This window comes from Mesorhizobium sp. WSM4845 (genome assembly GCF_055811455.1).
The window spans coordinates 5048-19687 of the sequence record NZ_JBVVQA010000009.1; the positions used below are offsets into that span (position 1 = coordinate 5048).

The following is a 14640-nucleotide window of genomic DNA, read 5'->3' on the forward strand; positions in this document are numbered from 1 at the left end:
CCCCCCCCCCACCCTCCCCACCCACCCCCCCACCACAATAATGCCCCCACTTAAAAAAAAAATTAAAAAAAAAAAAAAGGGGGGGGGGCCCCCCCCCCCCCCCCCCCCACCAGCCTTGGGAGGCTTTAGCTAGCGGGCCGCGGTCCAGCCCTTATAGTCCTTCAGGTTCTCTGCCGTGATCAGCTGCGGGTCGAGCAGCACCGTGGCCTCGGCCGGCTTTTTGCCGGCGAGCACTTCAGCTGCCATCTGCAGCGATTGGCCGGCCATGACGTAAGGATCCTGCGAGGCCGAGGCCTTGATCATCGAAGTGCCGGAAGAGAGTTCCTTCTCGATGTCGGGCGCGCCGTCGACCGCGGTGAAGATGAACTCCGAGCGGTTGAGCTGCTTGGCCGCAAGCTGGGCGCCGATCGCCGTCGGGTCGTTGATGGCGAACACCGCGTCGATCTTGTCGAAGCGGGTCAGCAGCGACTGGAACACCTTCAGGCCGCCGTCGCGCGAGCCTTCGGCATTCTGGTCGTCGGAGAGGATCTTGATGTCCGGGTGTTTTGCCAGCACGTCCTTGCAGCCCTTCACCCGCTCCAGGATCGACGATGATGCCGGCCCGTTCAGTATGACATAGTCACCCTTGCCGCCGGTGTGGTCGACCAGATACTGGCAGGCCGCTTCGCCGGCCTTGACGTTGTTGGTCATCACAGTGACGTCGGCGCCCGGCGCCGAAACGTCGAATGCGGCAACCACGATGCCGGCCGCCTGCGCCTTCTTCACCGCCGGCGCGATCGCCTTGGCGTCGACGGCGTTGAGCATGATCACGTCGACGCCGGCGGCGATGAACGAGTCGACCTGCGAGACCTGCTTGTTGAGGTCGTAGTCGGCCGACACCGACGTCACCTCGACGTTCGGGTTGATCTTCCTGGCGGCGTCCTCGATGCCCTTGATGGTGGCGACGAAGAACGGGTTGCCGAGCAGGCCGACCGAGATGCCGACCTTGTTCAGGTCCTTGGCCGAGGCCGGTGCGACGGCGACGGCCGCGAGGGCAACGCCGCAGAGCAGTTTAGCGATGGTCTTCATTGTTTTCCTCCTGATGCCCCGCGCCTCTCACGGTGCGTTACACATGAACCGGGTCGATGACGCCGGCGACTAGGTCAATCACGTTCTTGCTCCCGCCTGGAGCCTGTAGCGGTCGAGGGCGACCGCCACGATGATGACCAATCCCTTGATGATGTACTGCCAGATGTCCGAGACGCCGGCCAGGATGAGCCCGTTGGAGAGCACCGCTATGATCAGGCCGCCGATCAGCGTGCCCCAGATCGAGCCGACGCCGCCGACGAAGCTGGTGCCGCCGAGAATGACTGCCGCAATGGCGTCGAGTTCGTAGGACTGTCCAAGCTGCAGCCCATTGGCAGCGTAGAGCCTGGCCGCCGACATGGCGCCGCCAAGGCCGGCGAGAAGGCCTGAAACGCCGTAGACGAAGAGCAGCACCAGCGGCACCTTGATGCCGGTGAGGCGGGCGGCCTCGGCATTGCCGCCGACGGCATAGATCCAGGTGCCGAGCACGGTGCGCTTGAGCACCAGCCAGGACAGCACCACGACCGACAGAGCGATGATGACCAGCCAGGGGATGCCGAACAGCGACCCGTTGCCGATGAAGTCGAACGGCAGGTCCGAGTTGAACACCGTGGTGTCCTGGCCGAGCAGGCGGGCGACGCCGCGCACGGCGGTCAGCGAACCCAGCGTGACGATGAAGGGCGGCAGCTTGATGTAGGCGACGAGCAGCCCATTGATGACGCCGAAGCCGAGGCCGACCAGAATGGCCGCCGGCACGCCGAGCATGCCCCACTCCGGCACCAGCGACACCATCACCGCCACCATCGCCGAGGCGGCAAGAATGGAGCCGACGGACAGGTCGATGCCGCCGGTCAGGATGACGAAGGTCATGCCGGCTGCGAGCACGATGTTGATCGACGACTGCTGGGTGACGATCAACAGGTTGGTCTCGGTGAGGAAGCGCGGGTTCATGATCTGGAAGCCGGCCGCCAAAAGGATCAGGACCGGCAGCATGCCAAGCGCGGCGAAGGCGGTGCGCAGCCGCCGGCTCCTGCCGACCGCCTGGTCACCCGCACTCATCCCGGTTGCCTTGTCGGTCATGCCCAGGCCGCTCTTGTCGGTCATCCCTTGGCCGCTCCCGTTGCGAGTTCCATGATTGCCTCCTGACTGAGCGGCTGGCCTTCGGATGCGGTCACCTCGCCAGCGATAATGCCGTCGCGCATCACCAGCACGCGGTCGGCGACGCCGATCACCTCCGGCAGTTCGCTGGAGATCATCAGGATGGCGATGCCCTTTTTGGCAAGATCATCGATCAGCCGGTAGATTTCCGACTTCGCCCCGACATCGACGCCGCGGGTCGGTTCGTCGAGGATGAGGACCCGCGGCTCGGTTTCGAGCAGGCGGGCGAGCAGCACCTTCTGCTGGTTGCCGCCCGACAGCGAGCCGGCATTGGCCTGCACCGACCTGCTGCGGATGGAGAGGTCGGAAACGGCCTTGGCGGCGCGCCTTTCGGCCGTGGCGAAGTCGCGCAGGCCGCCGGCCTGCGCGTCCCTGGCGAGCACGCCCATGCTGATATTGTCGGAAATCGACATGTCAAGGAACAGGCCGAGTTCCTTGCGGTCTTCGGTAAGATAGGCGATGCCGGCATCCAGCGCCTCGCGCGGCGAGCCGATGGCTATCGGATTGCCGTCGAGTTCCAGCGTGCCTGATGTGTGCCTGTCGGCGCCGAAGATCAGCCGCGCGAGTTCGGTGCGGCCGGAGCCGACCAGACCCGCCAGCGCCAAGACTTCGCCCTTGTGCAGGTCGAAGGAGCAGCCTTTCAGGAGATTGCCGTCCGACATGTCGCGCACCGACATTGCGATCGCGCGCTTGCTGTCCGGCGGGCGGTGATCCTTCTTGTAGAAGGCGGACAGGTCACGGCCAACCATCATCGAGACGAGGCGCGAGGCGTTCAGATCGGCGCGTTCGAGCGTGCCGACATAGCCGCTGTCGCGCAGCACGCTGACGCGGTCGGCAAGCTGGTAGACCTCCTCCATGCGGTGGCTGATGTAGATGATGGCGATGCCCTGCGCCTTCAGCGTCGCAATCACCTCGAACAGCCTGTCGGTCTCGCGCGAGGTCAGCGAGGTGGTCGGCTCGTCCATGACGATGATGCGCGCGCTGGTCGACAGCGCGCGGGCGATTTCGACCATCTGGCGTTCGCCAAGCGACAGGCTGGAGACCGAGGCGCGCGCCGAGAAGGAAACGCCGAGCCGTGCGATGATCTCCTTGGCGCGGCGATTGCACTGGTCGCGCTCGACGATGCCGAACCGTCTCGGCTCGTTGCCGAGGAAGATGTTCTGCGCGACCGTCAGGTTGGGCGCCAGCGACAGCTCCTGATAGATGACGGCAATGCCGTTGGCGCGTGCCTTGATCGGGTCGCCGGTGGCGACCGGTGTGCCGTCGATCAGAATCTCGCCGCCGGCATCAGGCCGATAGGCGCCGGACAGCACCTTCATCAGCGTCGACTTGCCGGCGCCGTTTTCGCCCATCAGCGCGTGCAGTTCACCGGCGTGGACGGTCAGCGATACGTCCTGCAAGGCGCGAATCGGGCCGAACGTCTTGGAGATGTGCCGCATCTCCAGCACCGGCTGGCGCACGGTTTCGATCCGGGCAGCGGCGGTCATCGCGCGCCTCCCGCTGCGGCATCAGCGACGCCTCGGTCGGCGGCGAGACCGCGCCAGCTATCGCGATAGAAGGCAAGCTCGGTGAAGCTCGAGGCGCGTACCGGCTCCGGCGCCTCGGCGGCAAATTCGCGTCCAACACTCTCGAAGGCCAGAGCCGCCGCCCCGGTGGCGCTGCCCTCCAGCGTGGCGCCCTGCATGAAGGCCTGGCCGGGACGCAGCTGCGCCAGCAGGCTGGCAAGCAGGCCGCCACTGTTCAGCCCGCCATCGACGATCACCGTGTTGTTCGAATGGATCAGGTCGAGACACAGATCGACCATCAGCGCGACGTAGAGCAGCGCCACGGCCGCGCGCTCCTCCGCGGTGGGTGCGCGCCCGACCAGTTCGCCGCGATGGCCAGGCATCGGCCCACCTGGCGCGAAGCTCGGCAGCGCAATGATGCCGGCGCCGATCACCTGCTGTACTGTGGAGCGGTCGATTGCGCCCTGCCAGCCGGCGCTGATCGTCGCGAATTCGCGGCCGCCCATGAAGCGGATGGTCGGCACCGGGCCGCCGTCGACATCGACATTAACCAGCATGTCGCGGTCGCGATCGAGCGCGTCGAGCGGGCAGTGCGGATTGAGCACCACGACCCAGGTGCCGGTCGAGACGACGGTGACCGGGCCAAGCGCCTGCCGGCGATAGGCATGGAGCGCGGCATTGCTGTCATGGACACCGTTGTGAATGGCGATCGGCCGTGTCGCCCCGCCGAAGCGCTGCTCGCCGATGACCGCGCCGGCACGCTCGAAGGCGGGCATCTGGCCGCGCCATCCCTCGGCGTCGACCAGCGTGGAGAAATCGCGCTTGCGCGGCGCCCACAGATGCGAGTGGCAGCCGAGATAGGACACCTCCGAGACCGCCCGGCCGCCAAAGCGCCAGCTCCAGTATTGGGGATAACCGAGGATCGATTTGGCGGCGGCGAATACGCTTGGTTGCACCGTCTTCAGCCACAGCATGTGGCGACCATAGTTGAAGCCGAGCGGCAGGCGCGGCGAGAAGGTCTCGGCGAAATCCGGAATGCGGCGATCGATCTGCGCGGCAATCTCGGCCGGCGGCTCCTGCTCGTAGTCGAGTATCGGATGCGTCAGCGCCGCATCGTCGACCAGGGCAAAGGTGCAGCCATGGCCCGAAACCATTAAGCCCTCTATGCCATGGACGTCGACCGCTTCGCCGACGGCGCGAGCCGCCCAATCGTGAAGCGCTGCTTCGTCGAGCACACTGAAGCCGCCTTCGCGCGTCCAGTTCGGCTGGGTCCGGCGCTCACCTAGAATCTGCCCGTCCTGACCGAAGACGAACAGCTTCGAGTTGGTCTTGCCGAAGTCGAGGACAGCCACCTTCACTGGACGGCTCCCGAGGCAGAGGCGATCCGCACCATGACGCCGGCGTTTTCGAGCATGCGTGCGTCGGCATCGGAAAGGCCGTCATCGGTCACCAGCGTGCCGATGCGCGACAAGGGCAGCGCGACGTTGCGCGCATGGATCGACAGTTTGCGGCTGTCGGCCAGCACCACGATCTGGTCGGCGCATAGGCTGAGCTCGGCGATGGAGCGGACCAGCAGCGGATGCGATTCCAGCACGCCCTCCGGGCCGATGCCCTGCGCGCCAAGAAAGAACTTCGATGCGTAGAACGGCACCGTCTGGGTGAGCGAATGGATGATGCCAGGCTCGCGATGCAGTTCGCCGCCGGCAACGGTCAGGCTGCAATGGCCGTGGTCGCTCAAATAGGCGATGAGCGGCATCGAGTTGGTATAGAGCCGGATGTTGCGGTCAGCGAGCTTGACGCCGAGATGGAAGCAGGTCGAACCGCCATGCACGATGACGGCGTCGCCATCGCGCACCATGGTCGCCGCGAGAGCGGCGATCTGCCGCTTGGCCTCGACCGCGAGATCGCGGTTCTCGTCGTAGGGCCGGGCATAGGCGACGCCCGCCTGCGCAGCGCCATCGAGCGCCGAGATGCCGCCATAGACCTTGCGTGCTTCGCCGGCCTCGTCGATCTTGTCGATATCGCGCCGCACCGTCGCAGCCGATACGCCGAGCCGCTCCTGCAGCTCGCGCACCGAGGCGAAGGGGCGATCCCGCAACAGCTCGACGATCTGACGCTGGCGGCCGGAGTCGCTCAACGGATACCCTCCCGAAATGCCATCTTGCCACGGCAATTGGTGCAACTTACTCAACGCAGATCAGATTGCAAGCTTGATTTGGTGGGATAAGATCACTATTGACGTAACTTACTCGCCGCTGCGATACCAGCGTCACTCGCTGTCCCGGCTACCGGGATCCAAAGCCGTGGCTAGGCGGCCGGTTTGTGAAGGAGTTTCGATGGCAATCAATGCGGATGCGCAGGAGTTGGGCGCTTTGCGGTCGCTTTCGGCCAGCATCGGGCGCGACCCGCACTTGACCCAGGCCGCGGGCGGCAACACGTCGCTGAAAGCCGGCGACACGCTCTGGATCAAGGCTTCCGGCACCTGGTTGAAGGACGCGCTCGCCGAGGACATCATGGTCCCGGTGGCGATCCCGCCGCTGCTCAGGGCTGTCGAACAGCGTGACCCGGCCGCGGATCAGCCCCAGGGTTTCGCCATCGAGGCGCTCAATGCCCGCAAGCTGCGTCCTTCGATCGAGACCACGGTTCACGCGCTGATGCCGCAGCGCGTCGTTCTGCATGTCCACTGCGTCGATACCATTTCGCTTGCCGTGCAGGCCGACTGCGAGGCTCAAGTCGCCAAGCGCCTCGATGGCCTCGAATGGGCGTATGTTCCCTATCGCCGGCCGGGCCTGCCGCTTGCCCAGGGCATTGCCGAGCGCCTTCGGCCCGGGGTCGATGTGCTGATCCTTGCCAACCATGGCCTGGTCGTCGCAGCCGAGACCGTCGCCGGCGCGGAGGCGCTGCTGCGTCGCGTCACAGGGTTGCTGGCGCGGCCGCCCCGCGAGGTGGCGGAGCCAGACATCGCGGCATTGACGACGCTCATCGGACGCACCGGTCACAGGCTGCCGGCGGATGTCGAAGCGCATGCCGTCGCGATCGATCCTGACAGCTGCCGCATGGCGTCGGGAGGCAGCCTCTATCCCGATCACGTCATCTTTCTCGGCCAGGGTTCGGTCGTGGCGAGACCCGGTGAGGACGTGATGCGTGTCACCGAACGGTGCGGCACGGCACCGGTGGCGATCCTGTTTCCCGGGCTTGGCGTGCTGATGCGCGGCGACGCCAGTGCCGGCGCCAACGCCATGCAACGCTGCCTCGCCGACGTGACGGCTCGGGTCGACGTCGCGGCGAAGCTGAACTATCTGACATCAGCCGAGAACGACGAACTGATCAACTGGGACGCCGAGCAGTACCGCCAGAAACTCAATGCAGCCGGCAGCTGACATGGCGTTGTCAACCGGCCCGCTTTCGATCGGAATCGACATCGGCACATCAGGCGCCCGCGCCGTCGCCATGCGGCCGGACTTTTCGATTGCCGCGCGTTCCGCCGTTCCACTCGACAGATTTGGCCAGAATGCCCGCGACCCCTCCGTATGGTGGTCAGCGGTCGGCGCGGCGCTGGCGGAACTGCTTTCGGGCATCGATCGCGCGGCGGTGCTGTCGATCGCCGTCGACGGCACTTCGGGCACGCTGCTGCCGGTCGACGGCGCCGGACGACCGCTGGCTGAGCCGTTGATGTACAACGACAAGGTCGACGACGACGCCATTCTGGCGGTGATCGCGCGCGAGGCGCCGGCCGCGAGCGCAGCCCGTGGGGCGACGTCCGGTCTCGCCAAGGCGCTGTCGTCCCAGCGGCAGCCCGGCGTCGCCGCGGTGCTGCATCAGGCCGACTGGATCGCGGGACAGTTTTCCGGCCGCTTCGACATCAGCGACGAGAACAATGCCTTGAAAACCGGCTACGACGTCGAGGCGCGGCGCTGGCCGGACTGGATCGCGGCGACCGGGATGCGCATGGGATTCCTGCCTGGTGTCGTCAAGCCGGGCGATGTCACGGGAAAGCTCACCGCGAACGCCGCGGACCTGTTCGGCCTGGCGCGCGACGTCGCCGTGGTCGCCGGCACGACGGATGGCTGCGCGTCGTTCCTGGCGACGGGGGCTGCGGCTGTTGGCGACGGCGTCACCGCGCTGGGGTCCTCGCTGACCATCAAGATCCTCTCCGACCGGCCGATCTCGGCGCCGCAGTTCGGCATCTATAGCCACCGGCTGGGAGATGCTTATCTAGCGGGTGGTGCGTCGAATTCGGGCGGCAAGGTGCTGGCGCAGCATTTTTCTCTCGCGCGCATCATCGAATTGAGTGCGGTGATCGACCCAATGAACGAGACCGGCCTCGACTATTATCCGCTTCCCGCGGTTGGCGAACGCTTTCCCGTGGCCGATCCTGCTCTGCCGCCACGCCTGACGCCGCGGCCGGCCGACGACGCCGACTATCTGAAAGCCATGTTCGAGGGCATCGCGGCGATCGAGGCGCTCGGCTATCGCCGGCTTGCCGAACTCGGCGCCCCCCGATTGACGTCGATCAGAAGTGTCGGCGGCGGTGCGGCAAACGTCGCCTGGACCGCGATCCGGCAGCGCAAGCTGGGTGTCGATTTTCTGCCGGCGCTTTCGGACGAGGCGGCCGCCGGCACGGCGCGGCTGGCGCTGATGGGCGCAATCGCAGCGGGGCTGTTGTGAGCACGAAAACGGTTGAACATCTCGACGGCATCGGAGCGCTGGTTGAGCGCTATCAGGTGTTCCTGCTCGATCAGTTCGGTGTGCTGCACGATGGTACGAACCCCTATCCGGGCGCTGTGGAGGCATTGTCGGCGCTGAAGCGGGCAGGCAGGACGATCGTGCTGGTCTCGAATTCCGGCAGGCGGGCGCGGCCCAATGAGGCCCGCTTGCTGAAGCTCGGCTTCGAAACAGGAAGCTGGGATCAATTTGTCTCTTCCGGCGAGATCGCGTGGCGGTCCTTCCACGAAATGGCGATATCCGGAAAGCTGCGCCCAAACACAAAGTGCCTGCTGATCAGCCGCGAAGGCGACCGCTCGGCGATTGAAGGCCTGCCTTTTACCCTGACCAGCGACGGCGACGATGCCGAGCTGGTGCTGATCGCCGCCAGCGAGGGCGACCGCTACGATATCGAGCACTATCGCCGACTTTTTGCGCCGGCAGCGATGCGGCAGGTGCCGTGCTTCTGCACCAATCCCGACAAGATCATGCTGACGGCAGCGGGGCCTCGCTTTGGCGCCGGCCAGCTTGCGGATCTCTACGAGAGCCTCGGCGGTAGCGTCACCCGCATCGGCAAGCCCTACACGCCGATCTTCGACGCCGCGCTGGCGCTGGCGGGCAACCCGGACCGCAGCAGCGTGGTCTGTGTCGGCGACAGCGTCGAACACGATGTCGCCGGTGGAATTGGTGCCGGCGTGGCGACCGCGCTGGTCTTGTCCGGAATATTGGCGGATACCCCTGACCTGGCAGAGCTTTTCGATAGTCTGGATGCCTACCCCGATTACACCACGGACAGTTTCAGATTCGCTGATTGAGATCGGCAGCTTCCGAGGGGTTGAGCGCTGCCATGGTGATCGTTCCGTCGTTGGTGCTGCTTTCGGTGGCGCAGCCCTTTGGCTGCTGTTGCCAGTTCACATCTGGTTGGTCGGAGGCTATTGAACTGCATGCGTGATTTTCAACTCCCCGGACGGTCGCCGGTTCGTGCGACGGAAGCGATGGCCGCGACATCGCACCCGCTGGCGACGCTGGCCGCGATCGAGATGCTGCGGTCCGGCGGCAACGCGATGGACGCAGCCGTGTGCGCGGCGGCGGTGCAGGCGGTGGTCGAGCCGCAATCGACGGGTATCGGCGGCGACTGTTTCGTCCTCTATTGTCCCAACGGTCAAGGCGAGGTTCTGGCTTTCAACGGCTCCGGCCGCGCACCGGCAGCAGCAGAGGCGCAGTGGTATCTGGACAAGGGGCACGACGAACTGCCTGAGTCCGGTCCGCACGCGGTCACCGTGCCGGGCGCCGTCGACGCCTGGTGCCGGCTGCTCGAGGATCACGGCAAAAAGGGCATCGACGCCGCGCTCGCGCCGGCCATACGCTACGCCGACCAGGGCTACGTCGTCCAAGACCGTGTGGCCCTCGACTGGGCTGAAAGTGCTGCCTTGCTGGCCGCCGACGAACATGCCGCGCGGATATTTTTGCCGGATGGAAAGGCGCCGCTGGCCGGCGAGCTGCACCGGCAGCCGCAACTGGCCGAGACCCTGCGCATCGTCTCGCGCCGCGGACGTGCCGGCTTCTATGATGGCGAGGTCGCCGACGACATGGTTTCGCGTCTGCGCGCGCTTGGCGGGCTGCATGCGCTCGAGGATTTTTCGGCGACGAAGGGCGACTATGTCAGGCCCGTCGGCACATCCTACCGGGGCTACGACATTCATCAGATGCCGCCGAACAACCAGGGGCTGACGGCACTGATCATGCTGAATGTGCTGTCGGGCTTTTCGCTCGGCTCGCTGGAGCCGAACGGCGCCGAGCGCTTTCACCTCGAGATCGAGGCGGGGCGGCTTGCCTATCAGGACCGCGACAATTTCATCGGCGACCAGGGCCAGGTCCATGTCCCCGTGCAGCAGTTGTTGTCCAGATCCCATGCCGACCAGCTTCGCGCCGAGATCGATCCGGCGCGCGCAATGGCCCATCTGCCACGCCTTGATCTCCAGCCGAGCGATACCGTCTACATCTCGGTGGTCGACCGCGACCGTAATGCGGTCAGCTTCATCAACTCGACCTTTGGTTCGTTCGGCAGCGGGGTGGTCGGCCCCAAGACCGGCGTCGTCCTGCAGAATCGCGGCAGCAGCTTCCGCCTGGCCGCGGACCACCCAAACCGCATCGCACCGGGAAAACGCCCGATGCACACCATCATGCCGGGCATGGTGACAGCCAAGGGCAGGGCAGTCATGCCGTTTGGCGTGATGGGCGGCGGCTACCAGCCGTTCGGCCATGTCCACCTGCTCACCAACATGATCGATTTCGGCATGGACCCGCAGGAGGCGCTGGATGCGCCGAGAGTGTTTTACCGCCAGAACGCAGTGGAGGCCGAGCGTGGCGTTCCGGCCGAGGCGATCGCCGGCCTGCGCGAGCGAGGCCACGACGTGTCCATCCCAACCGAGCCGCATGGCGGCGGCCAACTGGTGCTGATCGACTGGGACAAGGGCACGCTGACCGGCGCGTCCGATCCACGCAAGGATGGTTGCGCGCTGGGTTACTGACGGTCCGCTGCGCCCTGCGTGCCGGTCCTGTTCAGTCTTGGCGCTGCCGCCACCAGCGCCTTGCCGATCGCCGACTGTGGGGTACCGATGACCGCGCGGGCGTTGCCGCTTTCGGCGACGCGGCCGGCATCGAGAATGACGACACGATGGGCGATGGCGCTGATGACGCCGAGATCATGCGAAATGAAAAGATAGGCGATCCGTTGCTCGCGTTGCAGATCGAGCAGCAATTGCAGGATCTGCCGGCGCACCGATACGTCGAGCGCGGACACTGCCTCGTCGAGGATGATCAGCGACGGGTTTGTGGCGATGGCGCGAGCGATCGCGATGCGCTGGCGCTGGCCGCCCGAGATCTCGTGGATGGCGCGAGCGGCGAGATCAACGCTCAGGCCGACACGCTCCAGCAGAGCAGCGATACGGCGCGGGCGTTCTGATCGGGCTGCGATGCCATGGATGCGCAAGGGATCGTCAAGCACACGCGCCACGCTGGCGCGCGGATTGAAGGCGGCGAGCGGGTCCTGGAAGACCATTTGCAAACGCGCGCGCCGTGCGCGCAAGGCAGCGCCGTTCAGGGACAGGAAATCGCCACCTTCAAACTCGATACGGCCGGCGTCCGGTTCGATCAGCCGCAGCAGCAGCCGCGCGACCGTCGACTTGCCGCTACCGGAAGGGCCGGCCAGCGCCAGCGTCTCGCCGGCCTCGATTTCGAAGGAAATGTCATCGACGGCGGCGAACGTCTTGCCGCCGCGGCGATATCGTTTGGTCAGGCCGGAAACGGCCAGCAATGGGCTGCTCACCGCAACGCTCCCGCCTGCCGCAGCAGCGGTTCGGCGTCGAGGCCGAGATGGGCGTTAAGCAGCGCCCTTGTGTACGCGTGGCGCGGACTAGCGACGATCTGCGCCGTCGTGCCGAGTTCGACCAGCTCGCCGTGCCGGAACACGGCGATGCGCTCGGCCAGCTCGGCGGCCAGCGCGATGTCGTGGCTGACGAACAGCAGCGTCATGCCGTCTTCGGCCACCAATTGCCGGATCAGCGCGACGATCTCGGCCTGCACGATGGTGTCGAGCGCGCTGGTCGCCTCATCGGCGATCAGCAGTTTCGGACCGGCCGCAATCGCCGCGGCAATCGCCACGCGCTGTTTCTGGCCGCCGGAAAGCTGGTGCGGATAGGCCCGCAAAGCGGCGTCCGGGTCGGGCAGGCGGACGCGTTCGAGCAGGGTTTTCGCCTTGGCATGGGATTGCGACCAAGTCAGACCAAGATGCGTGTGCGCGACTTCCGCGATCTGCTCGCCAACCGTCATTACCGGATCGAGGCTGGCCGACGGGTCCTGGAAGACGAAGCCGATATCGCGGCCACCGAGGGGGGTGTGGCCGGGTTTGGCGGCGGATTTTAGAGGCTTGCGTTCTGTGAGCCCCCCCTCTGTCCTGCCCTCCTTGGCAAAACTTGGCATCTCCCCCTCAAGGGGGGAGATTGCGCTCTCAACTCCGCCTTCGCCATTCTCCAAGGTTGCAGGAGGGGACCTAACAGCGAAACTGCCAATCTCCCCCCTTGAGGGGGAGATGTCCGGCAGGACAGAGGGGGGTGCCTTGGCACCAAAGGGCGACAATGGCAAAAACCAATCAATACGGCCGTCAATCCTGCCGGAAGCCGGCAGCAGCGCGGCAATGGCCAGCGCCAGAGTGCTCTTGCCCGAGCCGCTCTCGCCAATGATGGCGAAGCGCTCGCCGGCGTCGACATCGAGGCTGACATGGTTCAGCGCCGCCACCTCGCTGCCGTCGCGGCGATAGGTCACCGTCAGATCGCGGATCGAAAGCAGCGCCGTCATGACAGGCTCCTTCTCACCGCTGTCGTCTCGACGACGCCTTCGCCGGCGAGATAGACGCCGAGCACGGTCAGCACGAGTGCTATGCCCGGAATGATCGACAAAAAGGGCGCGGTGCGCAGCACGGCGCGGCCTTCGGCGATCATGCCGCCCCAGGTCACGCGGTTGGGGTCGCCGAGGCCGAGAAACGAAAGGGCCGCTTCGGTGAGGATCGCTGCGGCGACGATCACCGACGACAGCGCCAGCACCGGCGGCAATGCGTTGGGCAGCACCTCGCGCAAGGCGATCTCCAGCGGATGCATGCCGATGACGCGGGCGCCGGCGACAAAATCGCGCTCGCGGATCGACAGCACTTCGGCGCGCGCAACGCGCGCCGGCCCCGTCCAGGCGCCGAGCGCGATCGCCGCAACGACGACGCCGAGCGACGGCCCGACGACGCTGACGAAAGCCAGCGCCAGCAGGAAGCTCGGCACGGTCTGGAAGGCGTCGGTGATGCGCATCAGCACCTCGTCGACGAGACCGCCGGCAAAGCCGGCCAGCGTGCCGACTATCGCACCGACGGCAAGGGCTGCTGCCGCTGCCGCCAGCCCGACCGCCAGCGAGGTACGGGCGCCGTGGAGAAGCGCGGCCAGCACGTCGCGGCCGAGCCGGTCGGTGCCGAGCGGCAGCGACCAGTCCTGAAAGGGCGGCAGCAATGCCGGCCCGGCAATGGCTTGCGGGTCGCCGGGAAAGAACAAAGGCGCTGTCAGCGCCATGGCGAACAGCGCCGCCAGAATGATCGCGCCGGCGACCGCTTCCGGCGTGCGAAGAAAGCGGCGAAGCCGGCTCACGCACCGGCCTCGCTGGCGCCGACGCGCGGATCGAGGAAGGCGTAGGCAATGTCGACGAGAAGGTTGATGGCGACAACCAGAACGGCGCTGACCAGGATGATGCCGAGCAGCAGCGGCGTGTCGCGCGCCGCCACCGCCTCCTGCGCCAGCCGGCCGAGGCCTGGCACGGAAAAGACGCTTTCGATGACGACGCTGCCGCCGAGCATCTGCGCCGATTGCAGGCCGAGCATGGTAACCAGCGGCAACAACGCGTTGCGGGCAACGTGGGCGAGCACGATGCGGCGGCGGGAGAGCCCTTTGGCGCGGGCGGCGAGGACAAAATCCTGCCGCCAGACCTCGGCCATGCCGGCGCGCATCATGCGCAGATAGAGTGCCAGATAGATGAAGCCGAGTGCCGACACCGGCAGCACGAGATGGCGGGCGATATCGGCCGCGCGGTCGAGGCCGGTCTTGGCCGACGCGATGCTCTCGATGCCGCCGATCGGAAACCAGCGCAGGTCGACGGCAAAGACGATGATCAGCACCAGTCCGAGCCAGAAGCCGGGAACGGCATAGAGCGCCAGCGAGCCGATCGACAGCAAGCGGTCGCGAAAGCCGCCGGGCCTGGCCCCGGCATAGATGCCGAGCGCCGAGCCGAGCCCGAAGGAGAGCGCGGTGGCGCTGCCCATCAACAGCAGCGTGTTGGGCAGGCGCTCGAGGATGACGTCGCGGATTGGCCGCGAAAAGGTCACCGACTGGCCGAGGTCGAGATGCAGCAGCGCCCAGAGATAGGTCGCCAGCCGCGTCAGCGCCGACTGGTCGAGGCCCCAGCGATGGCGCAGCAGTTCGATCATGCCGGCGTCACCGCCGGTCGAGGCGATATAGGCGTCGACCGCGTCGCCGGGGGCGGCTTCCAGCAAAAGGAAAGTACCGATCACGACAATCAGCAGCACGAAGACGCTGCCGACGAGGCGACGGCGAAGGAGGAGAAGCGCGCGGGTCATGGCGGCGCCGGCTGCTTGGGCCGATCAACAGAAATGCCGAGC

General features: G+C 66.3%; 13 protein-coding genes. 4 read left to right on the plus strand and 9 right to left on the minus strand.

The genetic code is table 11. The features are described from left to right. Window positions 1-129: 129 nt before the first annotated feature. The 5 genes from AC0L2C_RS12550 to AC0L2C_RS12570 form a co-directional block, all read right to left on the minus strand. Complete coding sequence (locus tag AC0L2C_RS12550) at window positions 130-1068, minus strand: ABC transporter substrate-binding protein (RefSeq protein ID WP_091595356.1); 939 nt, start codon at window positions 1066-1068, stop codon at window positions 130-132. Window positions 1069-1146: 78 nt separating this feature from the next. Continuing rightward, entirely contained in the window at window positions 1147-2145 is a 999-nt protein-coding gene (locus tag AC0L2C_RS12555) for an ABC transporter permease subunit (protein WP_287054458.1), read from the minus strand. A gap of 20 nt (window positions 2146-2165) precedes the next feature. Next, window positions 2166-3710, minus strand: a complete 1545-nt coding sequence (locus AC0L2C_RS12560) for a sugar ABC transporter ATP-binding protein (protein WP_473523492.1) — start codon at window positions 3708-3710, stop codon at window positions 2166-2168. Beyond that, a complete protein-coding gene (locus tag AC0L2C_RS12565) occupies window positions 3707-5086 on the minus strand; it encodes an FGGY-family carbohydrate kinase (protein ID WP_473523493.1) in 1380 nt (459 codons plus the stop codon). Before AC0L2C_RS12565 ends, AC0L2C_RS12560 begins: the two co-directional genes overlap by 4 nt. After that, the gene (locus AC0L2C_RS12570) at window positions 5083-5865 is read right to left on the minus strand and encodes a DeoR/GlpR family DNA-binding transcription regulator (RefSeq protein ID WP_128170895.1); all 783 of its coding nucleotides are present in this window, start codon (window positions 5863-5865) and stop codon (window positions 5083-5085) included. The genes AC0L2C_RS12565 and AC0L2C_RS12570 overlap by 4 nt, the downstream gene beginning before the upstream one ends. Window positions 5866-6064: 199 nt before the next feature. On the opposite strand from AC0L2C_RS12570, the gene AC0L2C_RS12575 reads away from it, so the two are divergent. The 4 genes from AC0L2C_RS12575 (at window position 6065) to ggt (ending at window position 10963) form a co-directional block, all read left to right on the plus strand. After that, window positions 6065-7108: a class II aldolase/adducin family protein gene (locus AC0L2C_RS12575; RefSeq protein WP_473523494.1), complete on the plus strand. Its 1044-nt coding sequence runs from the start codon at window positions 6065-6067 to the stop codon at window positions 7106-7108. Between the two features lies 1 nt (window position 7109). After that, a complete protein-coding gene (locus tag AC0L2C_RS12580) occupies window positions 7110-8396 on the plus strand; it encodes an FGGY-family carbohydrate kinase (protein WP_473523495.1) in 1287 nt (428 codons plus the stop codon). Next, a complete protein-coding gene (locus AC0L2C_RS12585; RefSeq protein WP_473523496.1) occupies window positions 8393-9247 on the plus strand; it encodes a TIGR01459 family HAD-type hydrolase in 855 nt (284 codons plus the stop codon). Before AC0L2C_RS12580 ends, AC0L2C_RS12585 begins: the two co-directional genes overlap by 4 nt. Window positions 9248-9376: 129 nt before the next feature. Continuing rightward, window positions 9377-10963, plus strand: coding sequence for a gamma-glutamyltransferase (gene ggt / locus AC0L2C_RS12590; protein ID WP_473523497.1), 1587 nt, complete (start codon window positions 9377-9379; stop codon window positions 10961-10963). On the opposite strand, the gene AC0L2C_RS12595 is transcribed toward ggt, so the two are convergent. From AC0L2C_RS12595 to AC0L2C_RS12610, 4 genes are read right to left on the minus strand one after another with little or no spacing between them, the layout of a single operon-like run. Then, entirely contained in the window at window positions 10957-11760 is an 804-nt protein-coding gene (locus AC0L2C_RS12595; protein ID WP_473523498.1) for an ABC transporter ATP-binding protein, read from the minus strand. The genes ggt and AC0L2C_RS12595 overlap by 7 nt on opposite strands. Then, window positions 11757-12788, minus strand: a complete 1032-nt coding sequence (locus AC0L2C_RS12600) for an ATP-binding cassette domain-containing protein (protein WP_473523499.1) — start codon at window positions 12786-12788, stop codon at window positions 11757-11759. Before AC0L2C_RS12600 ends, AC0L2C_RS12595 begins: the two co-directional genes overlap by 4 nt. Then, a complete protein-coding gene (locus tag AC0L2C_RS12605) occupies window positions 12785-13615 on the minus strand; it encodes an ABC transporter permease (protein ID WP_473523500.1) in 831 nt (276 codons plus the stop codon). The genes AC0L2C_RS12600 and AC0L2C_RS12605 overlap by 4 nt, the downstream gene beginning before the upstream one ends. Continuing rightward, entirely contained in the window at window positions 13612-14598 is a 987-nt protein-coding gene (locus AC0L2C_RS12610; RefSeq protein ID WP_473523501.1) for an ABC transporter permease, read from the minus strand. Before AC0L2C_RS12610 ends, AC0L2C_RS12605 begins: the two co-directional genes overlap by 4 nt. Between the last annotated feature and the right edge of the window lie 42 nt (window positions 14599-14640).